Below are 26,897 nucleotides of genomic sequence, written 5' to 3'. Positions count from 1 at the left end.
TTCTCATCTACTTAAGTGTTGCTCACCGCCGGGCGGAAGAGGAGGCCGGCCGGGACGCTTTCCCTTCGTGCCGCAAAAGAGGATGCAACCCTTTTTGGGGGAGAGATTCGCCGGGACTGCCGCGGCCCGGGTGCGGCGGGGAGGGATACCTCTATGTATCTGCAGGGGCTGGTGGCGGCTTCGCTCTTTGATATCCAGTTCGACCTCGATCCCGCCGGTCGTGGAGAAGACGATATTGTAGAGGGCGGCAAGGATCGCCCCGATGATGAACCCGATCAGCGCCGCGGCAAGCGTGAAGAGCACGACCAGACCGACACCGAGCCCGATCGTGCCGATGGCACCCGGGATGCCGTGTGCGAGCCCTCCCGCGACAGGCGCGAACCGTCCGGCGAGTGTGGCAGTAACGCCGATAACCAGCCCGTAGAGCGCCGTGAGCACCGGCGTGAATTTTGCCGCCGGGATGACACCGAACCGTTTGATATAGGTCTTCTTTCGCATTCGTATCGCTTCCGGAGGAATAGGTAGTGCTCCAGCATATGCCTGATACGTGATCTCAGAGAATCCGACCGAAATTACGCTATCCACCAACCCGCGTTCATGACAAAAATAACCTGGGGAGAAGATTTCCAGTATCGGGCCTTGGTGAAACTCTATTCCGGCTGTCATTCTTCCCTGACGGGATTGGTGCCGGACCGGGCTTGTCCCGGCGTCTCCCCATGCCGTGAACCGTGGTGGCTATCGCCATGGGGGTGGAGCCTCCCCCCTCCCCTGTTTTACGCAAAGATCCGCACACCTCACCCCCCCAACCTCGCCCGGCCTCCGGCCTCCTCCCCCGCCTCCAGGGGCGGGGGCAGTCATGGCGATACCCAATGGAAAGCCGTGCCCCGGGGTGCAATCAATCGGGAACACCCGGATCGATCCCAACAAAGGGAGTATCAGTTGTTTCGTAGGGCACTACCGAGGAATATATCGATGTACAGATGGATAAAGCACGGCGAGTAGCTCATTTGGGTTCTGCAGAACGGAGCGGTTCCCTGATCCGGGCGCTCAACGCCTTCATTTCACAACACCTAAATAGGCGCATCCCAATAGCTTTCATCTATGGAAAGGAAGGCATTAGGAGCAATCTGTGCATGCTTGCTTCTTCTGATCGTCGGGATTGCCGGCTGTACCGGCACCCAGACCGAGACGCCGGCAGCGACCGGTTCAGAAAAACAGACGTACATCATCGGCATCGACGCTGAGTATCCCCCGTATTCGTACCTTGACAAAGACGGCAACGCCATCGGGTTCGATGTGGACTCCGCAAAGTGGATCGCCGAGCAGCAGGGCTTTGACGTGACGTTCCAGCCGACCGCGTGGGACGGCATCATCCCCGCACTCCAGGCCGGCAAGATCGATATGGTCTACTCGGGAATGACGATCACCAAGGAGCGGCAGGAGAAGGTCAACTTCAGCATCCCCTACTGGAAGGTGAACCAGTCGGTCGCCATCCACGACGACACATCGGTCACCATGGATGACTTCTATGCCGGAACGCTGATCATCGGCGCCCAGCGCGGCACCACCGGCCAGATCTGGGTCGAGGAGAACCTGATCGAGACCGGCAAGATGCCGGCCGAGAACCTCAAGCTCTACGACAACTTCCCGCTGGTCGCCACCGATCTGCAGAACAAGCGGATAGACGCAGCAATCTACGACACGCCCCCGATGCTCGACGCTATTGCGGACAAGCCCGCACACATCATCGGTGAGATCGATACCGGCGAAGAGTACGGGGTTGCCATCCGCAAGAGCGATGTCGCGCTCCTGAATACCATGAACGAAGGCCTCGAGAAACTGATGAACGATCCCTACTGGGACGAACTCCAGGACAAATGGGAGATGTGAACGGCTCCCCCGTTCTCACCTTTTTCACCGGGAAGGAGATAAATTAACAAATTTTATTTCCTTTCCACAAAAAACCGTTATATATCCAAGTGATGCCTGCTCTCTCCCACAGGGCTATCCGCCGCCGGAGGAGCATGAGATAAGTCAGGGAATACCAGAAATGGACGTTTTAGCAATCCTCATCGACTGGGCTCCGTATCTCCTCACCGGCGTTCTGGTAACGCTCGGTCTTGTCCTAAGTGCTCTCGGGCTCGGCGTCGTGATGGGTCTGCCGATGGCGCTCGGCCAGGTCTACGGCTCGCGTCCGCTCCGCTGGATCGTCGGCATCTACGTCTGGTTCTTCAGGGGGCTCCCCATTCTGGTGCTCCTCTTCCTCTTCTACTTCGGCATCTTCCCGGGTCTCGGCCTCGGCGACGTCCCGGCGTTCGTCGTCGGTGCGGTTGTGCTCGGCCTCCGCGGCGCCGCATACCAGTCCCAGATCTTCCGGGGAGCGATCCAGTCGATCGGAGAAGGGCAGATGATCGCGGCGCGCTCGCTCGGAATGAGCAGGCTGACGGCGATCCGGTCGATCATCCTCCCGCAGTCGGTGCGGATAGCTCTCCCCGGGTGGTCGAACGAGTACCCGAACATTCTGACCGACTCGGCGGTCTGTTATGCCATCGGTGTTGCGGAGCTGCTCACCCGGGCATCGCAGATCGTCTCGCAGACCCACGTCACGATGCCGATCTACATAGCGACCGCCGGTGTCTTCATTCTCCTCAACTACGGCGGCATAAGAATCCTGCATCGGCTGGAGAAGAGGATAGCAATACCGGGCTTCGGGTCAGGAGCGGTGTGAACGCATGAGTACGAACAACTATATTCTGAACGTTGAGGACATTCACAAGTCCTTCGGGAACAAGGAGGTTCTCTGCGGTGTCTCCTTCGGTGTCCGGAAAGGCGACACCAAGGTCTTCATCGGTCCTTCCGGAACCGGCAAGAGCACGCTGCTGCGCTGCATCAACCAGCTGACACCCCCGGACCGGGGAAGGGTCTGGCTGCACGGCGAGGAGGTGACCGGTTCCGGGCCGCGGATCAACCACTTCCGGCAGAAGATCGGGATGGTCTTCCAGAACTTCTTCCTCTTCGACCACCTCAGCGCCATCGAGAACGTCGAGATCGCGCTCCTGAAGGTAAAAAAGATGAAAAAAGAGGAGGCACGTGAAAAGGCGCTCTCCGAACTCCGCCAGGTCGGGCTCGAGGACTGGGCAGACCATTATCCTGCCGAGCTCTCCGGCGGGCAGGCACAGCGGGTCTCGATCGCCCGGGCACTCGCTATGGACCCGGACGTCATTCTCTTCGACGAACCGACCTCGGCACTCGACCCGGAGCTGACACGCGAGGTTCTGGAAGTGATGCGGAAACTCGCGCAGCAGGGGATGACGATGCTCGTGGTCACGCACGAGATGAGCTTCGCCTGTTCGGCCGCCACCGAAATCCTCTTCATGGAGAACGGCGTCATCGCCGAACAGGGAGCACCGGAGACGCTCCTCTCCGACCCGCAGTATACCCGGACACGAAATTTCCTCGGCCAGCTCACCGACTGAATAAGGAACAGAAAGCATGGATCAGATAACCTTCCTCACCGAGATCCTCCTCCCGGCGCTGATGAGCGGCCTTGTCGTCACGCTGCAGCTCATTGCAGTCTCGGCGCCGTTCGGCCTCCTGCTCGGGATCGGCGTGGCGGTGGGAAGGCAGTACGGCGGCGGCATCCTCTCCCCGGTCTGCAAGGTCTTCGTCTACCTGATCAAGGGGACGCCCCTGCTGCTGCTGCTCATCATCCTCTACTTCGGCCTCCCGTCGGTCGGGATCACCTTCTCGGCCTTCACCGCATCGGTGATCGGGTTCATCCTCTGCAACGGCGCGTACAACTCGGAGTACATCCGGGGCGCGATCCTCTCGATCAAGGACGGGCAGATGGTCGCCGCTCAGGCGCTCGGGATGACGCGGCTGCAGGCGATCCGGAATATCATCCTCCCGCAGGCGCTGATACGGGCCATCCCCGGGCTTTCGAACGAGTTCATCTACCTGATTAAGTACTCGTCGCTCGCCTACATGCTGACGGTGATCGAGCTCTCCGGCGCGGGAAAACTCGTCGCCACCAAGTACTTCGCCTATACCGAGACGTTCATGGTCGTCGGACTGGTCTACCTCGCCCTCGTGACCATCACGACGGTCGCCGTTAATCTCCTCGAGAAGCACGTCTCCGTCCCCGGCATGATCCGGGGCGAGACCTCCGCGATGCAGCTCTGAGTATCTTTTTTTGGTTCCGGATGCCGGGTGCCCGCATCCGGCATTCCCGAATACCTGACCGTGGAGTTGCATAACAGAATTCTGGCGAGCACGAAGACTCCCAGGCACTCCTGAAGCGGATCTGCTCCACAAGGCTCCGGTGTGCCCTTTCGCGAAAAAAAGAACCGCATCACCGGTGCGAGTGCCGGTGATGGATGTCCGGCCGGTGCTGGTGCGTATGCACCACCTCGGCGTGCCGGTGGACGTGAGCGTGCTCGGCGTCCGCCGAGACCGGCGGGTCGCCGGGAGCGTGCTCATGGTCGTGGTGGAGGTCGTCGTGCCGGTGCCGGTGGGCATGTACCTCCGCCGGGTGGCAGTGCGAATGCACGTGATCCTCCGAGACCAGCAGCCAGACACCGACTGCCATGACCGGAGCCGCCGCGAAGAAGAGCATCTCCGGCAGGTCGGCAAAGACGGCGAGCGAGGCGACCACCCCGAAGAGCGGTGCGATCGCGATGAGGGAGCCTGACCGGGCGGTGCCGATGCCGCGGAGCGCCAGAAGGAAGAGCACGCTCACAAGGCCGCCGTAGCTGATGAACCCGAAGAGCATGGCAACAGTGCAGGTGAGCGGACTCGGGAGATGCTCCCCGAACAGGAGAGCGATGCAGAGGGTGGCGATGCCGGCGGCCAGCCCCTTGACGGCGATCGCCTGAAGGGGATCGCGGCCCGAGAGCCTCTGGCCGAAGTTATTGTCGAGCGCCCAGAGGGTGCAGGTCGCCAGGATCCCGAGCGCCGGCAGGGAGAGCCCGAACGCGGCCGTTGGGTCCCACGAGAGCAGCAGGCACGCCGCCGTGATGCACCCCATCGCCGCCCAGATCCGCCGGCCGACCGGTTCGCTGAAGATGAGGGCCGCAAGCAGCGTTGTCGCCACCGCCTCGAAGTTCAGCAGGACGGCGGCGGTCGCCGCGTGGAGCATGCCAAGGCTGAACATGAGCGTCACCGGGGCGAGGACACCGCCGAAGAGGGTCATCCCGAAAAGCCAGGGGAGGTCGGCCTTCTGGAGGGCAGACTCCGTCTGCCGCCGGTCTCGCCCGCACGCTGCCTGTGCGGCGGCGATGCAGACGACCCCAAGACCGCTTCCGATGTAGAGGAGCGAAGCGAGGGTGATCGGTTCCACCTCCCCGAGCAGGAGCTTGGCGAGCGGTGCGGAGAGGCCGATGAGTATCGCGGCCGCAAGGGCGCAGGCTATCGGTTTACGGTCGTGTGCATGCATGGTAGATGAGAAAAATCAGGAGAGAGGGTGCCGCAGCGGCCATCCTCTCCGATTCCCGGATATCCGGGAGAATCACGCCATGTTGTACTTTGCCTGGAGCTCGTCCCAGTAGGGGTCGTTCATCAGTTTCCCGAGGCCCTCGTTCATGGTATTCAGGAGCTCGACGTCGTCCTTGCGGATGGCGATACCGAACTGCTCGTTCGTCTCCACCGATCCGATGATGTGTACGGACTTGCCGGCGATGATGTCCTTGAGCACCAGGTCGTCATACATGACCGCGTCGACCCTGCCTGCTTCGAGGTCGTTGACCGCAAGCGGGGTGTTGTCGTACTGCTTGAGGTTCTCGGCCGGCATCTTGCCGGTCTCGATCAGGTTCTCCTCGACCCAGATCGCGGCGGTGCAGCCCCGCTGGGTTCCGATCGTCGCGCTGCCGGCGAGGACGTCGTCAAGCGTGACGCTTGAACCCTCGCGTGCTGCGACATCCTGGTTGACCGTCCAGTAGGGGTTGGTGAAGTTGACCTTCTCTTTCCGCTCGTCGGTGATCGTCATGCCGGCGTAGACCATATCGATCTTCTTTGCCTGGAGCGCGGGAATGATAGAGTCCCAGGCAACCGGCTGGAACGTCACCTCAATACCCTGCTGCTCGGCGATCCACTTGGCGGAGTCGACGTCGAAGCCAACGGCGTTGCCGTCCTTGTCGATGAAGGTGAAGTTCGGGTACTCGGCGTCGATGCCGATGATGTACGTCTGTTTTTCTGAACCGGTCGCTGCCGGCGTCTCGGTCTGGGTGCCGGTGCAGCCGGCGAAGAGCACGGCCAGCACCGTAGCGCAGGCCAGCATCACGAATAATCCGTTCCTTTCCATGAAAATACAATAGACACATAGAAAATATATATCTTTGGAATCAGACCCGGGATTAGGGCGGAAGAGGGGCGATCGCAGACCTGACTCTTTACAATCAGTCCGTCACTCCGATCCCGACGACCTTTCCGGTATACGGCAGCAACAACCGCAGCGGCCCTTTCTTCCGGATCCGTGTGGCAATCTCCGCAACATCATCCGGTGCACCGACAGATGCCGCTCCCGGAGTCAGGAACCGATCCGTCACCCCCGGTGGTACGGTGTCCAGACGTCTCTTTGGACAGCATCGTCTGCGTCTCCAGCTGTCTCAAAGGGTTAAAAAAGGGAGACGGTTAAGCCTGGCCGGTCCGCGTAAATCTCCCGAAGGTCTTTGAATCGATCCCGTTCACGCTCCCGTCCGGACCGGTGGTAAAGGTGATGTATCCGGGCTGATCGTCGGGATTTGGCCAGGAGAGCCAGAACACGTTATCGGTCACATGCGTGAGGTTTCCGGGGAAACCTACCCTGCCGATCTCGACCGTCAGAACGTCCCCGGCAGCAATCACCCGGAGGTCGCCGAAGAGGGACCCCATGTATGTGCCGGCAAAATCTGCGCTGTCCCGCGTCTGCGGATGAGCGTCCGCTGGAATATCGGGGGAAAGAATGAGCGAATCCCAGATCTTCTGGCTTGCAAGGGTCTTCTCCTGAAGATCGACACCGGCTCTTCCGAGGAAGCGTTCGAGGAACTCGCACCGCACCGCCTCAGGGAATGCCGTCAGCTGTTTGTTTGCAATGACGACGATTCCGATCTGCTCTTTTGGCACTATCGCGACGATCGACCGTACCCCGTCAAGCGCCCCGTTCTTCTCGACAACACGGTACTCGAGGAAACGGTAACTGTCGCACCCAAGCCCGGTCGCCCCGTTCGGATCGCCCAACGGGCCTCCCGGCCCGCTGACCATGCTCGGCTTCATGATCTCCATAAGCGTTGCCGGAGCGAGGATCTGCTCTCCTTCAAACGTCCCGTTGCCGACGAGCATCCTGACCCACCGGGTCATATCCGCGCCCGTCGAGACAATCTGGCCGGCAGCAGGCATAGAAGCGGACTCAAGCGGGATCGTCTCCAGATCCAAACCGTATCCGGCATGCCCGGATGCGTGGTTACTGTCGAGGTACATGGTCTCATGCGTGGTGCCGGACCGCGTCATCCCGAGGGGCACAAGTATCCGTTCTCTCGTCAGGTCCTCCCAGGACCGGTTGTCTATCCGGGCCGCCACCTCGCCGGCGACAAAGTAACCGACGTTGCTGTAGAGATACCGCTCACGGAAACTTGCGGCAGGTTCCAGGTATCGGGTCCGGTGGAGTATCTCCTCATTCGAGTAGCCAATCCTGCCGAGAAGTTCGCCGCCATAGGGTGCAAGCCCTGCCCGGTGGGCGAGGAGGTCGCGGAGGGTGGCATATCTGCCGGCATACTCGTCCTTCAATGCAAACTCGGGAATATACTCAACAACCGGGGTATCCCAGGAGAGTTTTCCCTCATCGACGATAGTGCCTATCGCCGCTCCCGTAAACCATTTCGTGACCGACGCAACCTGGAACCTGGTGTTCTCGTCGACCGTCCCGGGCTCGCCGATTTCCCGGACGCCGAACCCTTTCAGATAGATCACCCGGTCACCTTCGACTATTCCAACGACGGCGCCGGGTACTTCGTAGTCGGCGAGCATCTTTTCGATATAGGCATCAAATCCTTCGAGCCGCGCATCGGAAGCCGCCGTTGCAGGGAGTGTTCCGGCGAAAATGACCATAGTAACGATAATACCGGAAATAAGCACGGATGATACAATTTTTCGAGCCATGGTGAGGGATACACCGAAGCAGCTAATAAACATGATGATTCGATTCGCGTAGGAAAGCGATCATGAAAGGGGAAACTGCGGCAGGAGCATGATCGGAGCGGGGGATCGTCCCGGTCAGATGACGGCTGTTTTTAGATACTCTTTCTCCGCAGCGATCGCCCGTTCCCGCCAGTCGGTGGCGGCCCATGCATAGTCGGCGAACCGGGGCGAGATGAAAAGCCCGGTGCCGTCGTTCTCGAGCGTCCAGACCTCCCTTCCCGGCGTGAACGCCCCGGAGACCTCCTCCTCCACCGCATGACAGACGATCCGATCGATCTGCTTTACCACCGATGCGACGACGAGGCTCGGGGCGAGGTAGGATTGGTCGGTATCCTCGCCGATGAGATAGACGTCGCCGGTCTCCCGGACGGCGTCGACGATCCCGGTGTTCGAGGAGCCGGCGATCATCAGGATGACGTCGACGCCCTCATTACGGAGCTCCCGGGCGATCTCACCCGCACGCTCCGGCATGCCGAACCCCGCGAAGCTCTCGCCGACATAGCGCACCGTGACGTTCACGGACGGGTCATACGCCTCCGACCCTGCCCGGAATCCCTCGACGAACGGATCGATGACGGAGACGGGCGCCCCGGCGATCGCACCGATCCTGCCCGTCGATGTAATGTTCGCTGCCATCACGCCCGCGAGATACGACGCCCCGTACGGAACCATCACGACGTCGCATGCGTTCGGAAGGCCATAGTCCGCCTGTTCGAGGGTGAAGAACCGGATGCCCGGGTTTGCCTCCGCCCATCTCCGTGAGGCGTCGGTGAACTGGAACCCTTCGGTTATCACGAGGTCGGGTTTCTCGGTGAAGGTTTGCGCAGCGAAGACGGCATCGAGGAGCGGAAGGTCGCCGTAGGTGCACTCCCGCTTGACGATGGAGAACGACTCCTGCGCACGGAAAAGACCCCGGTACGCCGAGTCCGCGAACGACCGGTCGCCCTTCACCAGCGGGTAGACCATCCAGACCACCGGCCGGTCGTCTCCGGTATCGCCGGCCGGGTCGTACGAGAGGCCGGGGAGTGCCGGAGAGACGTCCGCAGAAGGAACCGGAGTGCTCTCGCAGAAGGCTCCGCCTTCGACGGCCCAGCAGGTATAGTAGCCGACGAGCGGACCTGCGGATGATCGTGCGCCGAACCGGAGAGGGCCGGAAGCACCGGTGACAGCCGGGTGCCCGCCCGTACGGAGCGTCGCGATGGCCTCGCCCGCCTCCTGGGGGTCCCAGCCTTTGGTGATGCCGTCGCCGGAGACGACCCGGCGGAGAGATTCTGCAGGCGATTCGGCCGGTGCCGCCTCCTGCCGCGCCGCGGTGTAGACGGCGAGGAGGAGCGCGTCGTAGGTCTCTGCGGCAAACGGCGGAGGCATCTCCCCGAAGGTCTCCTCGTAGGCGATGGCAAACCCGGTCGAGGGATCGGAGGTGAGCGACGTACCCCGGACTCCCTCCGCCCGCTCGCCCAGGGCTTCCAGCAGGTACGGCGACCGGCAGGCATCGGTCAGGAAGAGATCGGCGGACGAGCCCGCTGCATCCAGCGCATCTGCGATCCTGGCCGCATCTTCGGGGTACACCGCAGCAACGACCATATCCGGGTCTTCCTCGCCGATCCGTGCGGCAAGCCCCGCGACGTCGTCGGATGCATCAACGGAGACCGCTCCGGTGATCCGGATCCCGGTCATCGCGGCCGCTCCAGGGGCGAGCCGCGCAAATGTCTCCCCATAGGTCGCGTCCGCGGTGATGAGCGAGACGTTCCGGACACCATCATCGTGGAGGACCCGGAAGACCGCCTTCACCTGCTGGCCGTCGACGGCGCAGGTTCTCCAGACGCGGTCACTTTCCGCAAAACCGGCCGTAATGAGTCCCGACGTGGCGCTCGGAGAGATGAGGATCTTGCCCTGGCTCGTGACGAGCGGGGCAATTTCAGAAAGCTCCGCGCTCGTCGCAGGGCCGATGATGACGCCGATGTCGCCCCGCCCGGCGAGTTCTTCCGCGTATGCGGATATATTGCCGGTGCTCGTGTCCCGGTAGATGAGCTCGATCGGGCGACCGTCAAATCCGCCCTGCCGGTTCAGGGCGTCCACCGCCCAGGCAAGACTGTCCAGCCCGTGCATGGCAAGCGGACCGTTTGCCGGCAGCAGAACGCCGATACGGACGGGGGCGGCATCGGTGCCCGCGAGAGCGGTGCAGCCTGCAGACGAGAACGCTGCGGTGACGATGCAGAGGAGCATAACGACCGGGAGAAGCCCGGGTCCTGGGTGGAGCGGTCGCAGGGTCATGGAAGAGATGCGTCCCGATGCCGGTACGGCTGACCGGCAGGTTATTGGTATGCGTACGGCAGCGATGCCAATAAGCCTTCTTTGTTGCGCCGGATGCGCCACGACCGTTCGTACCTGTACCGGGTGGACGTGAGGGGAGCTGGGGGATCTGCATCCCGGGAATACCCCACACAGATTCTACCTATGATGCACATCGTTCCTGCCGGCAGGACGGGAAAGGTGCGCCGATCGAGACAGGTCGTTCCATCCGCAGACACGTTCGGGACGTGCCCGGGATACCACCACGCCATCCGGCATCGAGATCCTTCGACCGCAACCTATTTGTCGTCTGAACCGGTTTCGGGGCGTTGCATCTACCGGATGCGGGGAGATGAACAATGGCAGAAGAGAGACCATCGGTCAGAGGCGGACAGAAAGGCGGCCAGGCGTCGCTGCATGCGGAACAGTCGTTCGAGGAACTGAGCGCATCCGCACTCCAGAAATTCCTCGGCGGCATGGACTATCCGGCAGGCAAACATGACCTGATCGATCATGCCAGGAAGAACGACGCGCCCGACGCCGTCATCACGGCGCTGCAGCAGTTCGACGACAAGCAGTACCAGTCCGCCGCGGACGTGAGCAAAGAGTTCGGCAGGATCAAATAACCAATTTTTTCGGGCTGTCACGGTGCTCATTCCGGCTTTCGAGGATGCCATAGCATAACCGGACACTGTGCGGAGGCGATGGCCGTCCTGGAGCGAGGTGTCAGAGGGGTTTTTCGGAGAACCGGAGCAGATATCTCCATCAACCGGGTGTGTACCCCCCAAGCGTTTCACGCGGTGTTTCACCAGAGCCACTTGGTACCGGTTCCGGGCGGCCGCCCGGATGACCGAAACCATTTTGGCTGCACCCGGGTTCTGTATCTGCCCGGCACCGGTGACGAAGAAAACCAGGAGGAGTGAAAGAGATGGGGAAAGAACAGTCCGCAAAGGCCGTACCGATCGAGGAGCTGAGCCCTGCCGCACTTGAGGTGCATATCCAGTGGGTCACGTACCCGGCGCCCAAGCAGCGGATCATCGACCACGCAAAGAAGACCGGAGCGATACCGGCGGTTATCCGTGTCCTTGAGATGTTCGACGACCGGCTGTACAACACCATCGAGGACGTGGAATCGGAGTTTCGCCGGGTCCAGCAGAAATAGCACGTTCTGCCGGGTCCGGCGATGCAGGAAGAGGCACCGGGCGGCGGCGGCCGAAGTGCCCTTTTCTGAAAAATCCTCTCTTTTCGCCGATCGTTGCAGGCATCCCCGAGAGGGCGAACCCCTTCCCGGATACCTCACCGCAGGGCAGCGATATCGTCCAGGAGAAACCTCGATTTTTGCAATTCTCGGAGGAATTTCCCGCTGCGCAAAGCATATGGTTTAATACGAACTATCGCCAAATATCCTGCATGAAAGATATCACACCCCTTATAAAATTAATCGGGGGGCTCATCGTTATTTATATCGTCCTGAAGGTGGTCGAGGACTTCTTCCATATCACGTCTCTCATCCAGTCGCTCATCTCCTCCATCCCGTACATCAACGATATTATTCTGCTGCTCATCGCCGCCGCGATCATGATCGCGGTGGAGAAGAAACTCTGATGAGATCAGAGATTCCGGAATAGTTCTTTTTTCCGAGCTCCCCCTCGTCGCGAGGCACGCCCACCGCCCATCAGGTATATCGTGCCCGGTTCCAGAGAGGGGGAGTATGTTCATCGTAGGGCACCGGGGTGCACGGGCGCGTGCACCGGAGAATACCCTTGCCGCACTCCGCACGGGCATGGCATGCGCCGATTACGTCGAGATCGACGTCCGCCTCACCAGGGACGGGATACCGGTGGTGATCCACGACGCAACGGTCGACCGGACGACGAACGGGACGGGCAGGGTGCGCGACCTCGCTCTCGACGACCTCCGGAGCCTCGACGCCGGAGAGGGGGAGAAGATCCCGACACTGCGGGAGGTGCTCAGCCTCGTCGACGGACGCTCCGGGCTCATCGTCGAGATCAAGGAGCAGGGAACCGAGGAGATCGTCTGCTCAACCCTCCTCGAGAACCTGCCGGAACGGTGCATGCTCGTCTCCTTCCACGCCGGGAGCGTGGCGGCGGCGAAGAAGCTCCTCCCCGGCGCCGGAGCAGGACTCATCTTCTCCGAGGAGCAGGGAGATCCCGTCCGGGACGCCGCAGACCTCGGCGCCGACGCCGTCCTCCCCCGGTTCGACCGGCTCGACGGCGGCCTTGTGCGCACGGCGCACGAGCGTGGTCTTCTGGTGATCCCCTGGGTGCTGAACAGCGTGGAGGATATCCACCGGGCCGAGAGCCTCGGCGTGGACGGGTTTGCCAGCGACGACCCCTGCATGGCACGGGACGCGACGCGCGGGTGACGGGGGATCAGGGGCAGAACCCTGCTTCGATGGCTTCTTCGAGCCGTTCGAGCGAGCGGGCGAGGTCGCGCCGGCCGTATCCCATCCGGAAGTGCCGGCCGTCGTAGTCGAATACCGTGCCGGGCAGCAGCAGCACGCCCCACTCCTCGACCAGCCTGATGCAGAACTGCTCGACATCTTCATCGAACCGGATCGCCGGAAAGGCGGTCGAACCCGCCGCCGGGTGCGACCATGCGAAGAGGTCACGATGCCGGTCGAAGAATCCCTCGAGCAGGCGGATGTTCTCTCCGACAATCCCGAGGTTTCGCTCCACCAGCGCATCCGCGTGCCGGAGCGCAAGAGCTGCGAGAAACTCGCTCGGTACGCTGTTGCAGATCGTCGAGTAGTCCTTGAACGCGCCGACCCTCCGCAGCACCGCCGTATCATGGGTGGCAATCCAGCCGGTGCGCAGCCCCGCGAGCCCGAACGCCTTTGACATCACCCCGAGGGAGATGCCGTTCTCGGCGATATCGGCCATGGCGGGAAGCCGCCCGGTGCCCGGGTGCTCCAGGCAGCGGTAGACCTCGTCGGAGAAGACGGCTATTCCGTGGTCGTCGGCGATCTCGGCGATGGCGAGGAAGTCCCGCCGCGGGATCTGGTACCCCGTCGGGTTGTGGGGCGAGTTGATGACGATCGCCCGGGTGGTCTTCCGGATACTCTCCTCGAGCGTATCGAGGTCAAGGTGCCAGGAGCCGCTCTGCTCGGTCATCCGCCACGGCGTCACACTGCAGCCGTTCGCCCGGGCGGTCTCGTGGAGCGACTGGTAGGCGGGGCACTGGACGACGATGTGGTCTCCCGGCGCGAGAACGGCGCTCATGTAGGCCAGGATCCCCTCGGACGCCCCGTTGAAGGCGACGATTGCGTCCGGCCCTATCCCCTCGTACAGCCCCGCTATCGCCTCCCGCAGCGCAGGGCTGCCTGCAGGTTCGCCGTATCCGAGCCGGATAGCCGAGAAGGCGTCCGCCGCCCCCTCTTCCATCGCCAGAAGGTCGCCGATGCTCACCGATTCGCAGTCCGAGGTGCAGAGCAGGTAGGGTGCACGAAACTCGTACTCCGCCAGGAACCGTTCCAGTTTGAACTCACGCAGATTCATCCGTACCACCTCTCCAGGTTTTGCAGAAAATAGGTCATTAATTGCACGAAACGAGCCTGCGATCACCCGAGCCGGCCAAGGAGCCATTCCATCACGTCGCGGGAGACGGTACCCGCCACCTCGTCGAGCATATGCCCCGCCCCTTCATAGAGGATCAGCGCCTTCGGCTCGTGGGCACGCTGGTAGGTGGAGACCGACGAAGAAGGCGGGAGGATGCCATCCTCCTTCCCGTGGATCACCAGTACTGAGGCCTCCGGCTTGAGACGGGAGACCGGGGCGGCGCCGAGGCTCTGCGTTGCGAGGGTGACGACCGTGTCCACGGCGTCGTCGTTTGCAGCCGCCTGAATGACGACCGCGCCTCCGAATGAGTGGCCGACGAGCCCGATCGACGTAACGCCTTCAGCCTTCAGGAACTCTACTCCCGCGGCGGTGTCGAGGACGGCCTCGGTGAGGTTCGTTGCGGAGCGGTAGCGCACCCGGAGAGCACCGATGCCCCGTATCTCTGCTGTCCGCATACCGTCCTCCATGGAGACCCTGACCGTGCCCTGCATGGGAGGATTCTCATGCCCCCGGGTATTTGGGAGTTGCGGCAGGGGCGTTCAGAAACGCTGATAGTCTTCTCAGGCCCCTGTATGATGATGACGCTGATCCTGAGGCGTGCCGTGGCGGAGGATGCCGGAACCATTGCAGAGAACAACCGTGCGACCGCACGGGAGACGGAGGGCCGCGATCTCGATCCGGCAACGGCACGGGCGGGGGTCGACGCCGTCCTCGCCGACCCGTGCCGGGGGTTCTACCTCGTTGCGGCGGAGGAGGGGCGCATCCTCGGTCAGTGCATGGTGACGTACGAGTGGAGCGACTGGCGGTGCGGGTTCTTCTGGTGGATACAGAGCGTCTACGTGCAGGAGGGTGCCCGCCGCCGGGGGGTCTTCAGGCGGATCTACCGGCAGGTCGAGCGGGAAGCGCGGGCACGGCCTGATGTGGCGGGGCTCCGGCTCTACGTCGATGCCGAGAACGTGACTGCACAGGAAGCCTACCGGGCGGCGGGGATGGAGGAGGCGCGCTACGTGATGTTCGAGGTCGATTTCACCCTCGAAGAGGGAGAGGAACATGCCTGATACGCGTGCGCTTACGCCCGGAAAGCCGCTCTTCTCCGCCGGCGAGGTCGGCGTCGTCGGGTCCTACGCATCCTTCTTCGGGTTTCTGCTGATCGCAACCATCCTGTCGTACCGCCAGATCATCCTGATGCTCATCGAGCTGCTGCGAAACGGGCTGCCGGACACCGATATCACCCTCGCCACCGTCGTGATGATGCTGCTCTTTGCGGTCGTCTTCGTCGTCGTCCCGGCGTACCCGGTCCTGCGGGACATCCGGTCGCACCTGCAGGCGGGTAATGCGAACCTTGCACTGATGCTGGTCTTTCTGGTGATCATCTACACGATCGCGCTCGTCTTCCAGCTCTTCCACGTCTACCAGGAGTGTGCGGCGCAGTACCCGGGTGCACCGATCTGAAAAAAGGGGTTCTGGCCGGCGGATCAGCCGACCCGGGTGATCACCGGATCGCGCCGTTCCGGCTTCTCCGGCATGGCTGCAGGGTAGCCGAAGATCAGCGGCGCCACAAGATTGTAGCCCTCCGGCGCCTGCAGGCGCTCCATGAGGTCGGAATTCCGGGCGACGACGCTCGCCGATCCGATCCAGCAGCTCCCGACTCCGAGCGACCAGGCGGCCAGCATCATATTCTCGGCGCAGAGCGTGCAGTCGAGGGAACTCATGGGATCGTCAGCGGCGCCGAAGACGAGGACGAGCACCGGGGCGTTGTAGAAGATGTTGAAGCCCTCCTGTTTGAGGAGCGAGAGGAACCGCTGCGTACTCTCGTCGTCCACACCCGCCAGTTCTGCGGTCAGCGTCTTCTTGCAGTACTCCGAGACCTCCCGCATCAGGTCTCTGTCCCTGACGACGACGAACCGCCAGGGCTGGAAACCAAGCCCGGTCGGCGCCTGGACACCTGCATCGATGAGCCGGCGAACCGTCTCCTCCGCAAGATCGCGTTTCTCGTACTCCCGGATGCTCCGCCGTCCGTTGATCGCTCCGATGACGGCCTCTGCATCACCTTCACCGGCCGTACGTGTCACCTGCTGCTGCATGCAGGGGACTGCGGCACTCATCCTATATAGGTGCATTCCCGGCAGGAAGATCAATTCCCTTATCCTCCGAAACGTCCATGCATATCGGTATGGGATCCTTCGCGGCCGGGGATGTCATTCTCGCACCCCTCCGCTTCGGCGGAGCCGGAGGCGAGAAGACGCGGCCTGCAGTCGTCATCACCGCAGTCGAGAGGAACGCTCTCATCGTCTGCCCGGTATCGAGCACCCCGCCGACCGATGCAGCCTGTATTCCGCTCTCCCTCGACGGCTTTGCCCGTGGCGGGCTTGACCTCTTCGACGAGAGCTACATCTTAACGGCGCATACGGTCACCATCAGGACCGCCTCGGTCGTCGGAAAGAAAGGGAGACTCACCGGCGAGATGGTTGCCGCCCTTACGGCGGCGGTGCAGGCGGACGGGCGGCCGTAGCGATAGGCGGGCTGTCTCTCCGTCCGGTGCCAGAAACCCTTATCACACCCCGCGGCCATGACCCCGGGATGACGATGCGCATATGTATCGACACCAACCTGTTCCTGGGATTATACTGGTCGGATGAGGACGTACGGGAGGTCTTCGGCGATATCGAGATGCTGAAGCGCTCCCTGCTCGTTCCCGACATGATCTCCGATGAATTTCTCCGCAACCGCGACCGGATCCTGGACTCCCAGTCCCGGCAGATGCGGAGAACGGAGATCGACGACCTGCACCCCCCGTTCCTCGTCCGGCAGCAGCAGGGTTTCTCCACGCTCCGGGAGAGAAGCGACGACTACAATACCGCGCTCCAGTCGCTCGTCGCCGGCATCAGGGAGATGATCGCCGATCCGCAGAAGGACCCGCTGTACGTTTCGTTCTCCGGGCTCATCGACGATCCGGCGGTGACCGTCATCCGGCGGACCGAGGAGCACGTCGAGCGGGCACACCGGCGAAAACTCCTCGGCAATCCCCCGAAGAGCGAGAGGAAAGATACGATCGGGGACGAGGTGATCTGGGAGATGATCCTCGGGCAGGCAGACGGCGATCTCCTTCTCATCACCCGCGATGCCACCTACAGAAACCACATCACGTTCCTGACCGCCGAGTACGCGGAGAAGACCGGGCACCGCCTCACCATAGACGGAAACATCTCAACCGCGCTCAGAGCGATCGGGAAAGAGCCGTCAGAACCCCTTCTTCGGTTCGAGAGCCGGCAGACCGAAGCCGGAGAGTAGCGCCGCAACATTCATGCGTGCCTGCGGCGGAGGGGGGTGCCGATCGCCATGCCCCCGGCATCCGCACTCGTCCGGTCCGTCGATCCTGCCTACCCGACGAACCGCAACATCAGCATCCTGACGCTCGGAGTTTTCGCGGCCGCCGTCGCCCTGAACCTCGCACTCGGGGCAGGCGTCCTCGCAAGCGGCATCGCCGCCGTTCTGGCAGCGGCGTCCGTCTTCCTCGCCTGGGCGCTCGCCCGCGAGCTCGACCCCGAGAAGGAGTATGCCGCTTTCGTTGCGGCAGGGCTGGCGGGGGGCGCACTCCTGCTCCTGCCGCTCCCCGACCCGGGTATCGCGCTCCTCGCCCTGCTGCTGCTCCGGATGGTGAACCGCACCACCGGCCTTGCGGCCGGGTACCCGGACTCGGTCATCGTGCTCGCGGTCGCTGCATGGCCGCTCTGGCAGGGGCATCTCTTTGCCGGACTGGCAGCCATAGCCGCGTTTCTCCTCGACGGGGTATTATCCCGCCCAAACCGGAAACAGCTCGTGTTCGCCCTGGCAGCCGCCCTGGAGACCGGGCTCTTCGCCGTCACCGGCCGCGGCCTCGCCATCGATATCATCGGGCCGCGGGTGAACGGCGCCGTCATCCTCGCATCACTCCTCTTCCTGGCGGTGATCGGCGGATCGAGCACCGTCGAAGCGGCCGGGGATCGGACGGGCAGGCCCTTAAATCCACTCCGGGTTCAGTCGGCACAGGTTCTGGCGCTTGCGTGGGCGTTCCTCGCGGCCGTTATCGGGGGCGAAGCCGCCATCATCGCGATCTTCCCGCTCTGGGCAGGGATGATCGGGACCGGCCTCTACCGCGTTGTAACGCACCTCACCGGCCGGGAACCGTGACTCCTCACAGGCGCAGCAGGCGAGCATTGATCGCGACGATGACCGTGCTCGCGCTCATCAGCACCGCGCCGGCGGCCGGGCTCATGACGATCCCGGCTCCGATCAGCACGCCGGCGGCGAGCGGGATGGCGACCGCGTTGTAGCCGGTCGCCCAGAGCAGGTTCTGCACCATCTTGGCGTAGGTCTTCTGTGAGAGCGTGACGATCGTCGCTACGTCCCGGGGATCGTTTCTGACGAGCACGATGTCCGCGCTCTCAACCGCGACGTCGGTCCCCGCACCGATAGCAACCCCGACATCGGCCTGCACCAGCGCCGGTGCGTCGTTGATCCCGTCGCCGACCATCGCCACCCGGTAGCGCCGGGCGACATCGGCTATCCGCTCCGCCTTCTCGGTCGGGAGCACCTCGGCAAAGAACTCGTCGAGCCCGAGCTCCTCCGCCACCCAGGCCGCGACGGAGCGGTTGTCGCCGGTCAGCATCATGCACCGGACGCCCATCCCCTTCAGCCGGTCGACCGCCTCCCGCGACTCCTTCCGGATGATATCCGCAAGAGCGAACGCTCCCAGGAGAGTGTTGCCCTCCAGGAGATAGACGACGGTCTTACCCTGCCGGCCGGCCGCCGCCACCCGCTCATTCCGGACGGCAATCCCCTGCTCGTCCAGGTAACCCGGACTGACGGCGCGGATCGTCCGCCCGGCCACGTCTGCCTCCACTCCTTTGCCCGGGATGGCCTGGAACGTATCGGCCCCGGGCACTTCAAGCCCGCGCTCCTCCGCCGCCCGCACCACGCCCCGGGCGATGGGGTGCTCCGATGCACTCTCGACCGCGGCGGCGAGACGGAGCAGTTCGTCCTCGCCGATTGTGTCGAGCGGGAAGATATCGGTCACGCCGAACCGCCCCTCGGTCAGCGTCCCGGTCTTGTCGAAGACGACCGCCTCGAGGTTCCGCGCCCGTTCAAAAGCGCTCCGGTCGCGGATCAGAAGACCGGTCTGTGCGGCGAGCGCCGTCGAGACCGCCACCACCAGCGGGACCGCAAGCCCGAGGGCGTGCGGGCAGGTGATGACCATCACCGTCGCCGACCGCTCGACCGCAAAGCCGAGCGTCTCGCCGGCGAGGAGCCAGGCGGTGAAGGTGATCGCACCGACCGAGAGCGCGATCGCCACCAGGACGAACGCGGCGCGGTCAGCCAGGTCCTGGGCACGCGACCTGCTCTGCTGCGCGTGCTCCACGAGGTCGATCACCTGCGCAAGGTAGGTCTCCTTCCCGGTCTTCTGCACCTCGGCGACGACCGAGCCCTCGGCGTTGACGGCGCCGCCGATCACCGTGTCGCCCGGCTTCTTCGCGACCGGCCTCGACTCGCCCGTCAGCATCGCCTCGTTCATGCTGGTCGCCCCCTCGACCACGACGCCGTCCACCGGCACCTTCTCGCCGGGCCGGATTCGCACCCGGTCGCCGGGAGCGAGACGCTCGACAGGGACATCCTCGGCGCCGCCGTCGGTGACGCGGTGCGCCTCCGCGGGCATGATCCGCACCAGCTCCTCGAGCGCCCGGGAGGCGCCGAGCACCGAGCGCATCTCGATCCAGTGACCGAGGAGCATGATATCGATCAGCGTCGCCAGTTCCCAGAAAAACCCGTCGCCGCCGACCAGCCCGAGAACGACCGCAGCGCTGTAGAGATAGGCGACGGTGATGGCGACGGCGATCAGGGTCATCATCCCGGGCGACCGCACCCGAAGTTCCCGGACGATCCCGGCAAGAAACGGCCATCCGCCGTAGATGTAGACGACGGTGGCAAGCACGAGGAGCAGGTAGACGGAGCCCGGGAAGACGAGGGTGAACCCGAAGAAACCCTGGATGGTCGGGGAGAGGAGGAGAATGGGCACCGTCAGGATGGTAGAGACGATAAAGCGCCTGCGGAAGTCCGCAAGCGCGTCTCCATGGCCGGCGCCGTGGCGGTGCGTCTTTTGGCGCTCCGGCCTGCCCGCCTCGCGGAGCTGCTCCTCGTACTTTGCCGCTGCCATGACAGGGAGTGCCCGTCCTGCGTACTAAATCTATCGCCGTCCGTCACGCCACCTTCAGCACCACCAGCGTGATGTCGTCGAACTGGGGTGCAGTCCCGGCGAAGGCGGCCACGTCCTCTGCAACCGCGGCGATCACCTCCCTCGCCGGAAGCCCCTTCGGCAGTCCCGAGACGAAGGCCTCGAGCCTCTCGATACCATACTCCTCATCGCCCTCGTTCGTCGCCTCGGTCACGCCGTCGGTGTAGAGCACCAGCATATCGCCGGGTCCGAGCCCGACGCGGACGACCTCGGGATCGATCTCGTCGAGGATCCCGAGCGCAATCCCCCTGCCCTCGAGAAGAGCGGCCCGGCTCGCCCCGGGCCTGAAGAGGAGCGGCGGATTGTGACCCGCATTCACGTAGGTGAAGGTCTTTTCGCGGGCGTCCAGGACGGCGTAGAAGAGGGTGACGAACATGCTGGTCTTTGCGTCCAGGGCGATGGCGCGGTTTGCGTCGCTGACCGATGCGGCAGGGTCGGGGCTGCGGAGGGCACTCGCCCGGAGGAAGGTGCGGGAGAGCGCCATGAAGAGGGCTGCCGGGACACCCTTCCCGGAGACATCGGCGATCGCGACACCCCACCGGTCGCCCCCGAGGGGGATGTAGTCGTAGAAGTCTCCGCCGACCTCCATCGCCGGGAGGTTGTACCCCACAAGGTCGATCCCCGGGAGCACCGGTGCGGCCTCGGGCAGGATGCTCTGCTGGATCTCCTTCGCTATCTCGAGCTCCTTTCCTATCCGCTCGTTTTCCGCGGTTTTCTGCCGGAGCTCGTCGATGTGGGCGGCAAGATCGGCGGCCATCCGGTTGAACGAGCGTGCGAGGTCCTCGAACTCGTCGCCGGTCGCGATCTCAACCCGGTAGTCGAGGTCGCCCTGCCCGATGGCCTCCGACCCCTTCTGCAGTTCTTCAAGCGGCCGGGTGAGGTGCCGGACGACGAGGAGCGTGAGGACGCCGACCACCGCCAGGAGGACGAGGAACAGCCCGAGGAAGATGACCTGCATGTGCTGCTGCTCGGCGGTGATATGGGCGGCGGTCTCCTCCGACGCCTGCAGGATGCTCTCTTCCGTCGCCAGCACCGGGGCGAGGACCTCCTCGACCGGCATCACCACCCCGACGCTCCAGCCCACACTCTCCACCGGGGCGTATGCGACGAACCGTTCACCGTCCGCAAACATGACCCGGGCGACGCCCGTCTCCCCGGCTATCATCTTCTCCGCGACCGCGACGATATCGGGGTTGCCGCTTGCAAGGAGGTTCTCGGTGACGAACGACTCGTCCCACCGCGCATCTCCGGCCGCAAGACCCGGTCTGCTGACGACGTTGCCCTGCCGATCGACCAGCAGGGCATACCCCCGGTCGCCCACCTGCGTGCCGATGATCTGCTGATTGATGGTCTCGATGGTGACGTCCGCGCCGACGACCCAGACCCAGCCCCGCCCGGCATCCGTGACCGGCTGTGAACAGGCTATCGTCAGGCCGTGCCCGCCGACGTCGACGTAGGGCTCCGACCAGGTCGTATTCCCCGTCGCCAGCGCCTGAACGAACCAGCCGCGGGTGCGGGGATCGAACGAAGCGTTGAGACCGTCCGGCCGGGGATAGATCAGAGCCATACCGGATTCGGTTCCGACATAGACGCTGGAGAGGCGGCTGTCGACGTCGCCGACGGGGCGAAGGATGCTCTCCATCCGGAGTACGGCGCTGCGTTCGTCGTCCGTGACGGCGGCAACGGGCGCCGTGTAGAGGAGCGGCGCCACACCCGGCGCCGTCGAAGCGGGCACCGGATCGTGCATGACCTCGCCGGCGTACTCAGCCATGGTACCGACGTCGCCGCTCACCTGCTCAAAGACGATAGTGCTGATCGAGGCCTGGTCCTCTGCGAGCATGAGGAGCGACTCCTCGGCATCCTCTTCGAGCGCAGCCGTGCTCTCGACCGCCTGGTCGGCAAGTTCGGCGTTCTGCCGGAGGGCGTAGCTGCTTATATCCTCCGTCTCCGCGAACGCGAGGAAGCCGGCCAGGAGGAGAGCTGCGGTGGAGAGGGCTAAAAAAGCGAGAAATATCTTTGTTCCGACGGAACGGCCGATGCTGCGGCGCTTCCCATCGCCCGGGCTCATCACATACTCGTTCGCACGGTCGGCATGTATAGATTCCTGATCGGATCGCCGCACGAGACGTCAGTTACCCGGCGATCGGGTTTATCTCGTCCGTTGCAGAATGACTGATCATGCACAGAATCGTCCTCCTTCTCTTCGCCTGCATGCTCTTTGCCGCCGGATGCCTCACCGCGGCCCCGTCCCAGGCAGAGGAGCAGATCCGGCCGGTCGCCCCGGCAGACGCCATCCCCATATTCGGCGGCCAGGCGACGTACAGCGAGCTCATCGGCGATGCAACACCGGATATCTGCGCAAACTACAGCATGGGGCTCGTCACCATTCCGCCGGGCAACGCAACACTCCCGCACCGGTTGATCGGGACGACGGAACTCGTCTACGTTCTCAGCGGAACGGCCGAGATCTCCTGCGACAACGAGACCGTGACCGTCCGCAAGGGCGAGGTCGTGCTCCTGCCGGAAAGCGTGCTGCAGTCGATAGCCGCGGCCGGAGATACCGATCTTGCCTACCTCACCGTGATCGAACCGCCCTTCACCGATGCAATCGAGGTCTCGGGGGATGGGCTCGCCGCGATCGATACCGTGACGAACGGAACGCCGGTGGTCGTCGCCGGCCCCGATGACGGAATTCCCTGGGACGCCGGGACGGGTGGAACCGTCTATACGCTCGCAAATCCGGTGCTGATGCCGAAGCGCGGGATAGCGATCAACTACAGCGTCGCGTATGGAGAACTCCTCCCCGGCGGATACGTCGCGTACGACCGGCTCAACGGCTCGTCGGACTTCATCTACGTCATCAGCGGCGAGGTTGCGATCGCCACACCCGACGGGGAGAGACTGCGTGTTCCTGCCGGGAGCGGCGCGTTTGTTCCGCCGGGTGTGATGAAGGAGACCCGGAACATTGCAGAGTCGGCAACGATGCTCGTAAGTTTCGTGGACCCGGTATGGACGGAAGAGAAGACCGCCCTCTGGGAGTGACGGCCCTCTCCCTTTTTTCACTCCGGCGAGGCGTTCGCAACGGAGAGGAGCTCGCTCACCTCCTGCATCGCCCTGTCCGGCACCTCCTGCCCGAGCACCCAGCCGTAGTTGAAGACCTGCTGATTCGGATAGGTGCGGGTCGGTTTTAAGACCTCGAGGTACGACCGGGCGACGTCCGGCAGCGTGCCGTCCGGCCCGGTGAGGATCAGGAAGGCGTGCTTGCCCATATGCGAGAGGACGCCGCTCGGCACGACGACCCGCCAGTCGTCCGGGGTGCCGAGGAGGATGTTATGCCCGGGCTCGGCGTAGCCCCACCCGACCGCCCGCGGCCGGAAGCTCACCCACCAGGTCACTTTGAGGCCAGAGTCCTTGTAGCCCGCCCAGCGAACGGCCATCTCCTGCGGCGTCTCGCCGGGTATCCGCTGGACGTGCCCGTAGCGGGAGAACTCCGCCATGACGTCCTGCCCGACGATCGACTCAGGGGCGAAGACGTAGATGTAGGGGTAGTTCGGCCAGCTCCGCTCGAGGATCCTCTTAGTCTCGTCCGGCACGCCCTCCGGCGTGACAAAGGCGAACCCCCTGCCCATGTGGGCGTTCCAGTTCGCGGCCGGGTAGGCGTACTCGAGCGCCTCCGTCGATGCGACCAAGACGATGTCGGGGTGGTTTGACTCCATCACGGCCAGGAACTCGTCGAGGACTTCGGTGTAGGTGACCGGATCGTCGGCGTAGAGCCGGCGGACGGTGTAGCCGAGCCGGTCACGGATCTGCATCGCGATATCCTCGCTGATGTTTCCTGCCAGGTAGACCTGCACGTTGTTGTCCATCATCACACCCTCCGGGTCGAGCCGTTCGAGCTCACGCATCGTCACCTCGGGAACCCGGGTGCCGTTCCCGGTCACAAAGAGCATCGGGGCGTTCACCGGGAAGTGCTGGAGCCGGGTCGTGGCGATCGCCGTCGCCGGGTCGTCGTCGCGGACGAGCACCACCGCGCCGGGCCGGTCCTTGTCCTGGGCGGCGGCGTAGATCGTCTGCGAGTAGGCGACCGCCGTCTGCAGAGGATCGTTCCCCGAGAGCCGGGCCATCGTGCCGGTCATCTCGAGGTTCTCCCGGCTTTTGAGCGTGCTCGCCGTGAACGGGTCGCCGAAGGACGACCACGTGACGATGATGAGCCCGAGGAAGACGAGCGTTACGACGACGATGGCGATAAACGTGGTGAGCGGTCGCGCATCCATCACATACCACCTTCCTTCCACCCGGCCCTGACCATAAGGTAGTTCGGGACATAGGCCGCCAGAAGCCCGGCCACCACAGCTGTCCAGAGCGGGACGATCCAGAGCCAGAGATCCTCACTCGCCATCTGGTCCTGCCAGGCCATCAGGTACCAGGAGATCGACCACATCCCGGCCGATGCCGCGAGCATCGAGACGACGACGACCGGCGCGGCGAGGCGGACACCCCGCCAGTATCCGGCGCCGTGCATCTCGGCCAGCATCGGCCCCATGTAGAGGAGCGTCGAGAGAACGATCGCCGGGACGACCATCACGACCCACATCACCGTCGACATCGGCGCACCGAGCCAATACCACCAGGTGTACTCGAAGGCGGTGGTGAGCGGCATCCCGAACACGAGCTGCACGGCGTACATCACCCCGATCATCAGCGCCATCCCGACCGAGATGCCCATGATCGTCGCGGAGAGCGCAAGCGACCAGGACGGGCGGACGAACCGCGGCATCGCGCCCGACCGGTCGACGAGGCTTCCGGAGTAGACCATGAAGAAAGCGGTGAGGCCTGCGGGCCCGAGCATCAGGACGGCGAGCGGCCAGTAGAGCCGCGGGTAGAACCCGGTCTCGGGAATGCGGGCGGGTATGACGAAGAGTGTCCATATCGCCCCAAAAAGCCCGATGAAGAACCAGGACCAGCCGATGAGGGCGAGGCCGCTTGCACCGGTCGCCTGGTTCCAGTACTCGTGGGTCTCGAGCGCAAGATCGGCACGCGCCTGCGCCGCGTAGCTGACGCTCGCCGGCCCGCCGAGCACCCGGACGTTCATGAACGGCCCGTCGGAGGGCGCGACAAAGAAGTCGGGAGAGACGCGCCAGAGGTACTGGTCGGTGAGGGGGTCGAGGTCGTCATGCGGCGTGTAGAGGAGCGGGCCGTAGTTGCCCAGGTAGGCCATCGGCAGCCCGGCGGCGGCAAAGCCGGGATCGGCCGGGTTCGCCATCGCGTAGTAGTAGTAGCCGTCGTCCTCGAAGGCCTCGTTCATCCCCCAGCCAAAGTTCCCCCATCGGCTCCGCGCCCAGGTGAGGGCGTGGAGGTAGATGTTTTCGTCCGCGACGCGGGTGACGCCGCCGTACTCCCGGAGGCCGTCGAGCGCCGTCTCCGGGACGAGGCGTGCCGGGGCGGCGACGGAGAACCGCCGCTCCGTTCCGTCGGCGAGGGCGGCGCGGATACTCTGCGGAAGCGAGCCGTCGCTGCCGACGGGGACGACCGGCGCACCGAACTGCGCTGCGGCATAGGCGCCGGGCATGGCGTACGCGGGCTCCTGCCGGGAGACGACGACGACGTCGCGGCTCTCGGAGAGTTCGGCGAAGGCCTCTCCGGCAAGCGCGTCGATATCGGCCGCACCTGCCGCGCCGCCGTAGACGAGCGTCTCTCCCCGCGACGCCGCAAGAGGTGCGAGGACGGCGGCGGCAACCGGGTCGGCGGGGGCGGGCATCGTCGGCGCTGCCAGGATCTCCGCCATCGACGCTCCGGCCTCCTGCGGGGTGTCGCCCGGGATCCGCTGGACGTTCTTGAGCGTATACCCGATCCGGTTGTCCTGCTCCGACCCCGGGCCGTAGGCGGCGGAGAGGATCCAGATGTACGACGTGCCGGTGAGGATGAGCGCGGCGACGATGATGATCCCGATCCAGGCGACGCCCCGGAGCGGGGTGATCCGCGCCGGGTCCCGCACCGGCGAAGGGCGCTTCCCGGCCGGAGGTTCGTCTTCACCGACAGCCCGCCCGCCGTAGCCGGCGGCAAGTGCCTGCATCTCCGATAGATCCTTCTTTCCGCTCACGAGAACAGTGGATCCCGTTCCTCGTGCGGCCGGATCTACCCGCTCGAGCGCCGCCAGGGTGCCGGCGAGACAACCGACGCAGGCGCCGACGGTGGCGGCGAGGACGGTGACCGTGCCATACGGGGCGGCGAAGAGCGGCTCGAGCCGGTCAAAACCAAGAAGTCCCGTATCCGCGAGCCACCCGATGAACCCGAGAAGAGCGGCGCCGAGCGCAATCCCGGCGAGGGTCGCCACGGCCATCCGCCGGGTGAAGATCCGGACGGCGCTCTCGCCGGGGAAGGCCACCTGCCATCCGGCCGCCCCGGCACGGGCGGCGAACTGCCGGGCGGCATCGGGGGATGGAAAATCAAGTCGTTCAACCATCTGCAGTACCTCACCGTGCCCGTAGATGCTACGCCGGTTGTAAAGTCCATCCTATAAAAAGAGGCTGGAGGGCAGCATGTATACCTGACCGGGAACATACCTTGTACCCACCGCCGGGCGGCGGGCA

Annotated in this window: 26 protein-coding genes; 14 read left to right on the top strand and 12 right to left on the bottom strand. The window is 64.0% G+C overall.

Annotated features, from left to right (window positions below):
* Window positions 1-3: 3 nt before the first annotated feature.
* Window positions 4-498: a hypothetical protein gene (locus FGU65_RS05315; RefSeq protein WP_301663388.1), complete on the bottom strand. Its 495-nt coding sequence runs from the start codon at window positions 496-498 to the stop codon at window positions 4-6.
* A gap of 603 nt (window positions 499-1,101) precedes the next feature.
* Here FGU65_RS05315 and FGU65_RS05310 point away from each other — a divergent pair.
* The 4 genes from FGU65_RS05310 (at window position 1,102) to FGU65_RS05295 (ending at window position 4,182) form a co-directional block, all read left to right on the top strand.
* Window positions 1,102-1,890, top strand: a complete 789-nt coding sequence (locus tag FGU65_RS05310) for an ABC transporter substrate-binding protein (protein ID WP_301663387.1) — start codon at window positions 1,102-1,104, stop codon at window positions 1,888-1,890.
* Between the two features lie 160 nt (window positions 1,891-2,050).
* On the top strand, window positions 2,051-2,728 hold the full coding sequence (locus tag FGU65_RS05305; protein ID WP_301663386.1) for an amino acid ABC transporter permease: 678 nt from the start codon (window positions 2,051-2,053) through the stop codon (window positions 2,726-2,728).
* A 4-nt stretch (window positions 2,729-2,732) separates the two neighbouring features.
* Window positions 2,733-3,476 carry an amino acid ABC transporter ATP-binding protein gene (locus FGU65_RS05300; protein WP_301663385.1) on the top strand — a complete coding sequence of 248 codons (744 nt, stop codon included), beginning with the start codon at window positions 2,733-2,735 and terminating at the stop codon, window positions 3,474-3,476.
* 16 nt (window positions 3,477-3,492) lie between these two features.
* A complete protein-coding gene (locus FGU65_RS05295; protein WP_301663384.1) occupies window positions 3,493-4,182 on the top strand; it encodes an amino acid ABC transporter permease in 690 nt (229 codons plus the stop codon).
* 169 nt (window positions 4,183-4,351) lie between these two features.
* Here FGU65_RS05295 and FGU65_RS05290 read toward each other — a convergent pair whose 3' ends face one another.
* The 4 genes from FGU65_RS05290 to FGU65_RS05275 all read right to left on the bottom strand — a co-directional run bounded on the left by FGU65_RS05290 (window position 4,352) and on the right by FGU65_RS05275 (window position 10,443).
* Window positions 4,352-5,434 carry a DMT family transporter gene (locus FGU65_RS05290; protein ID WP_301663383.1) on the bottom strand — a complete coding sequence of 361 codons (1,083 nt, stop codon included), beginning with the start codon at window positions 5,432-5,434 and terminating at the stop codon, window positions 4,352-4,354.
* 72 nt (window positions 5,435-5,506) lie between these two features.
* Entirely contained in the window at window positions 5,507-6,298 is a 792-nt protein-coding gene (locus tag FGU65_RS05285) for an ABC transporter substrate-binding protein (RefSeq protein ID WP_301663381.1), read from the bottom strand.
* 329 nt (window positions 6,299-6,627) lie between these two features.
* On the bottom strand, window positions 6,628-8,079 hold the full coding sequence (locus FGU65_RS05280; RefSeq protein ID WP_301663380.1) for a serine hydrolase: 1,452 nt from the start codon (window positions 8,077-8,079) through the stop codon (window positions 6,628-6,630).
* Window positions 8,080-8,244: 165 nt separating this feature from the next.
* Window positions 8,245-10,443 (bottom strand): BMP family ABC transporter substrate-binding protein, encoded by a 2,199-nt coding sequence (locus FGU65_RS05275; protein WP_301663379.1) that lies wholly within the window; start codon window positions 10,441-10,443, stop codon window positions 8,245-8,247.
* A 377-nt stretch (window positions 10,444-10,820) separates the two neighbouring features.
* Here FGU65_RS05275 and FGU65_RS05270 point away from each other — a divergent pair, with 377 nt between their 5' ends.
* The 4 genes from FGU65_RS05270 (at window position 10,821) to FGU65_RS05255 (ending at window position 12,847) form a co-directional block, all read left to right on the top strand.
* Window positions 10,821-11,087, top strand: coding sequence for a DUF2795 domain-containing protein (locus FGU65_RS05270; protein ID WP_301663378.1), 267 nt, complete (start codon window positions 10,821-10,823; stop codon window positions 11,085-11,087).
* 302 nt (window positions 11,088-11,389) lie between these two features.
* Window positions 11,390-11,623, top strand: coding sequence for a DUF2795 domain-containing protein (locus FGU65_RS05265; protein ID WP_301663377.1), 234 nt, complete (start codon window positions 11,390-11,392; stop codon window positions 11,621-11,623).
* Window positions 11,624-11,871: 248 nt separating this feature from the next.
* Window positions 11,872-12,066 (top strand): hypothetical protein, encoded by a 195-nt coding sequence (locus tag FGU65_RS05260; protein WP_301663376.1) that lies wholly within the window; start codon window positions 11,872-11,874, stop codon window positions 12,064-12,066.
* A gap of 106 nt (window positions 12,067-12,172) precedes the next feature.
* Window positions 12,173-12,847, top strand: coding sequence for a glycerophosphodiester phosphodiesterase (locus FGU65_RS05255; RefSeq protein WP_301663375.1), 675 nt, complete (start codon window positions 12,173-12,175; stop codon window positions 12,845-12,847).
* Between the two features lie 7 nt (window positions 12,848-12,854).
* Here the strand turns inward: FGU65_RS05255 and FGU65_RS05250 are convergent, their stop codons facing one another.
* Both FGU65_RS05250 and FGU65_RS05245 read right to left on the bottom strand, forming a co-directional pair.
* Window positions 12,855-13,979: an aminotransferase class I/II-fold pyridoxal phosphate-dependent enzyme gene (locus tag FGU65_RS05250; RefSeq protein WP_301663374.1), complete on the bottom strand. Its 1,125-nt coding sequence runs from the start codon at window positions 13,977-13,979 to the stop codon at window positions 12,855-12,857.
* Between the two features lie 62 nt (window positions 13,980-14,041).
* Window positions 14,042-14,530, bottom strand: coding sequence for a dienelactone hydrolase family protein (locus FGU65_RS05245; RefSeq protein ID WP_301663373.1), 489 nt, complete (start codon window positions 14,528-14,530; stop codon window positions 14,042-14,044).
* An 87-nt stretch (window positions 14,531-14,617) separates the two neighbouring features.
* On the opposite strand from FGU65_RS05245, the gene FGU65_RS05240 reads away from it, so the two are divergent.
* Together FGU65_RS05240 and FGU65_RS05235 are read left to right on the top strand one after the other, a co-directional pair.
* Window positions 14,618-15,097, top strand: a complete 480-nt coding sequence (locus FGU65_RS05240; protein WP_301663372.1) for a GNAT family N-acetyltransferase — start codon at window positions 14,618-14,620, stop codon at window positions 15,095-15,097.
* Window positions 15,090-15,491, top strand: a complete 402-nt coding sequence (locus tag FGU65_RS05235) for a hypothetical protein (protein WP_301663371.1) — start codon at window positions 15,090-15,092, stop codon at window positions 15,489-15,491. The genes FGU65_RS05240 and FGU65_RS05235 overlap by 8 nt, the downstream gene beginning before the upstream one ends.
* Window positions 15,492-15,514: 23 nt before the next feature.
* Here the strand turns inward: FGU65_RS05235 and FGU65_RS05230 are convergent, their stop codons facing one another.
* Window positions 15,515-16,144: a nitroreductase family protein gene (locus FGU65_RS05230; RefSeq protein WP_301663370.1), complete on the bottom strand. Its 630-nt coding sequence runs from the start codon at window positions 16,142-16,144 to the stop codon at window positions 15,515-15,517.
* A gap of 68 nt (window positions 16,145-16,212) precedes the next feature.
* Between FGU65_RS05230 and FGU65_RS05225 the strand changes: the two genes are divergently transcribed.
* From FGU65_RS05225 to FGU65_RS05215, 3 genes are all read left to right on the top strand, one after another.
* Entirely contained in the window at window positions 16,213-16,551 is a 339-nt protein-coding gene (locus FGU65_RS05225) for a type II toxin-antitoxin system PemK/MazF family toxin (RefSeq protein ID WP_301663369.1), read from the top strand.
* 68 nt (window positions 16,552-16,619) lie between these two features.
* Window positions 16,620-17,330 (top strand): PIN domain-containing protein, encoded by a 711-nt coding sequence (locus FGU65_RS05220; RefSeq protein ID WP_301663368.1) that lies wholly within the window; start codon window positions 16,620-16,622, stop codon window positions 17,328-17,330.
* 48 nt (window positions 17,331-17,378) lie between these two features.
* Window positions 17,379-18,209 carry a hypothetical protein gene (locus tag FGU65_RS05215; protein ID WP_301663367.1) on the top strand — a complete coding sequence of 277 codons (831 nt, stop codon included), beginning with the start codon at window positions 17,379-17,381 and terminating at the stop codon, window positions 18,207-18,209.
* A gap of 4 nt (window positions 18,210-18,213) precedes the next feature.
* Here FGU65_RS05215 and FGU65_RS05210 read toward each other — a convergent pair whose 3' ends face one another.
* Both FGU65_RS05210 and FGU65_RS05205 read right to left on the bottom strand, forming a co-directional pair.
* On the bottom strand, window positions 18,214-20,229 hold the full coding sequence (locus tag FGU65_RS05210) for a copper-translocating P-type ATPase (protein ID WP_301663366.1): 2,016 nt from the start codon (window positions 20,227-20,229) through the stop codon (window positions 18,214-18,216).
* 43 nt (window positions 20,230-20,272) lie between these two features.
* Complete coding sequence (locus tag FGU65_RS05205; protein WP_301663365.1) at window positions 20,273-22,375, bottom strand: SpoIIE family protein phosphatase; 2,103 nt, start codon at window positions 22,373-22,375, stop codon at window positions 20,273-20,275.
* Between the two features lie 110 nt (window positions 22,376-22,485).
* On the opposite strand from FGU65_RS05205, the gene FGU65_RS05200 reads away from it, so the two are divergent.
* Complete coding sequence (locus tag FGU65_RS05200; protein ID WP_301663364.1) at window positions 22,486-23,349, top strand: cupin domain-containing protein; 864 nt, start codon at window positions 22,486-22,488, stop codon at window positions 23,347-23,349.
* A gap of 17 nt (window positions 23,350-23,366) precedes the next feature.
* Here FGU65_RS05200 and FGU65_RS05195 read toward each other — a convergent pair whose 3' ends face one another.
* Both FGU65_RS05195 and FGU65_RS05190 read right to left on the bottom strand, forming a co-directional pair.
* Complete coding sequence (locus tag FGU65_RS05195; protein ID WP_301663363.1) at window positions 23,367-24,581, bottom strand: hypothetical protein; 1,215 nt, start codon at window positions 24,579-24,581, stop codon at window positions 23,367-23,369.
* Entirely contained in the window at window positions 24,581-26,770 is a 2,190-nt protein-coding gene (locus FGU65_RS05190; protein WP_301663362.1) for a DUF4396 domain-containing protein, read from the bottom strand. Before FGU65_RS05190 ends, FGU65_RS05195 begins: the two co-directional genes overlap by 1 nt.
* Window positions 26,771-26,897: the final 127 nt, after the last annotated feature.

The sequence above is a fragment of the Methanoculleus frigidifontis genome, from assembly GCF_030464345.1.
In the GTDB taxonomy this organism is placed as follows: Archaea; Halobacteriota; Methanomicrobia; order Methanomicrobiales; family Methanoculleaceae; genus Methanoculleus_A; species Methanoculleus_A frigidifontis.
The sequence above is the reverse complement of the archived record's forward strand: the minus strand, read 5'-3'. Positions and strand labels throughout refer to the sequence as shown.

Coding starts and splice junctions, on each gene's coding strand:
- FGU65_RS05315 (WP_301663388.1), bottom strand. CDS start 498: ATGCGAAAGAAGACCTATATCAAACGGTTCGGTGTCATCCCGGCGGCA.
- FGU65_RS05310 (WP_301663387.1), top strand. CDS start 1,102: ATGGAAAGGAAGGCATTAGGAGCAATCTGTGCATGCTTGCTTCTTCTG.
- FGU65_RS05305 (WP_301663386.1), top strand. CDS start 2,051: ATGGACGTTTTAGCAATCCTCATCGACTGGGCTCCGTATCTCCTCACC.
- FGU65_RS05300 (WP_301663385.1), top strand. CDS start 2,733: ATGAGTACGAACAACTATATTCTGAACGTTGAGGACATTCACAAGTCC.
- FGU65_RS05295 (WP_301663384.1), top strand. CDS start 3,493: ATGGATCAGATAACCTTCCTCACCGAGATCCTCCTCCCGGCGCTGATG.
- FGU65_RS05290 (WP_301663383.1), bottom strand. CDS start 5,434: ATGCATGCACACGACCGTAAACCGATAGCCTGCGCCCTTGCGGCCGCG.
- FGU65_RS05285 (WP_301663381.1), bottom strand. CDS start 6,298: ATGGAAAGGAACGGATTATTCGTGATGCTGGCCTGCGCTACGGTGCTG.
- FGU65_RS05280 (WP_301663380.1), bottom strand. CDS start 8,079: ATGGTCATTTTCGCCGGAACACTCCCTGCAACGGCGGCTTCCGATGCG.
- FGU65_RS05275 (WP_301663379.1), bottom strand. CDS start 10,443: ATGACCCTGCGACCGCTCCACCCAGGACCCGGGCTTCTCCCGGTCGTT.
- FGU65_RS05270 (WP_301663378.1), top strand. CDS start 10,821: ATGGCAGAAGAGAGACCATCGGTCAGAGGCGGACAGAAAGGCGGCCAG.
- FGU65_RS05265 (WP_301663377.1), top strand. CDS start 11,390: ATGGGGAAAGAACAGTCCGCAAAGGCCGTACCGATCGAGGAGCTGAGC.
- FGU65_RS05260 (WP_301663376.1), top strand. CDS start 11,872: ATGAAAGATATCACACCCCTTATAAAATTAATCGGGGGGCTCATCGTT.
- FGU65_RS05255 (WP_301663375.1), top strand. CDS start 12,173: ATGTTCATCGTAGGGCACCGGGGTGCACGGGCGCGTGCACCGGAGAAT.
- FGU65_RS05250 (WP_301663374.1), bottom strand. CDS start 13,979: ATGAATCTGCGTGAGTTCAAACTGGAACGGTTCCTGGCGGAGTACGAG.
- FGU65_RS05245 (WP_301663373.1), bottom strand. CDS start 14,530: ATGCAGGGCACGGTCAGGGTCTCCATGGAGGACGGTATGCGGACAGCA.
- FGU65_RS05240 (WP_301663372.1), top strand. CDS start 14,618: ATGACGCTGATCCTGAGGCGTGCCGTGGCGGAGGATGCCGGAACCATT.
- FGU65_RS05235 (WP_301663371.1), top strand. CDS start 15,090: ATGCCTGATACGCGTGCGCTTACGCCCGGAAAGCCGCTCTTCTCCGCC.
- FGU65_RS05230 (WP_301663370.1), bottom strand. CDS start 16,144: ATGAGTGCCGCAGTCCCCTGCATGCAGCAGCAGGTGACACGTACGGCC.
- FGU65_RS05225 (WP_301663369.1), top strand. CDS start 16,213: ATGGGATCCTTCGCGGCCGGGGATGTCATTCTCGCACCCCTCCGCTTC.
- FGU65_RS05220 (WP_301663368.1), top strand. CDS start 16,620: ATGACGATGCGCATATGTATCGACACCAACCTGTTCCTGGGATTATAC.
- FGU65_RS05215 (WP_301663367.1), top strand. CDS start 17,379: ATGCCCCCGGCATCCGCACTCGTCCGGTCCGTCGATCCTGCCTACCCG.
- FGU65_RS05210 (WP_301663366.1), bottom strand. CDS start 20,229: ATGGCAGCGGCAAAGTACGAGGAGCAGCTCCGCGAGGCGGGCAGGCCG.
- FGU65_RS05205 (WP_301663365.1), bottom strand. CDS start 22,375: ATGAGCCCGGGCGATGGGAAGCGCCGCAGCATCGGCCGTTCCGTCGGA.
- FGU65_RS05200 (WP_301663364.1), top strand. CDS start 22,486: ATGCACAGAATCGTCCTCCTTCTCTTCGCCTGCATGCTCTTTGCCGCC.
- FGU65_RS05195 (WP_301663363.1), bottom strand. CDS start 24,581: ATGGATGCGCGACCGCTCACCACGTTTATCGCCATCGTCGTCGTAACG.
- FGU65_RS05190 (WP_301663362.1), bottom strand. CDS start 26,770: ATGGTTGAACGACTTGATTTTCCATCCCCCGATGCCGCCCGGCAGTTC.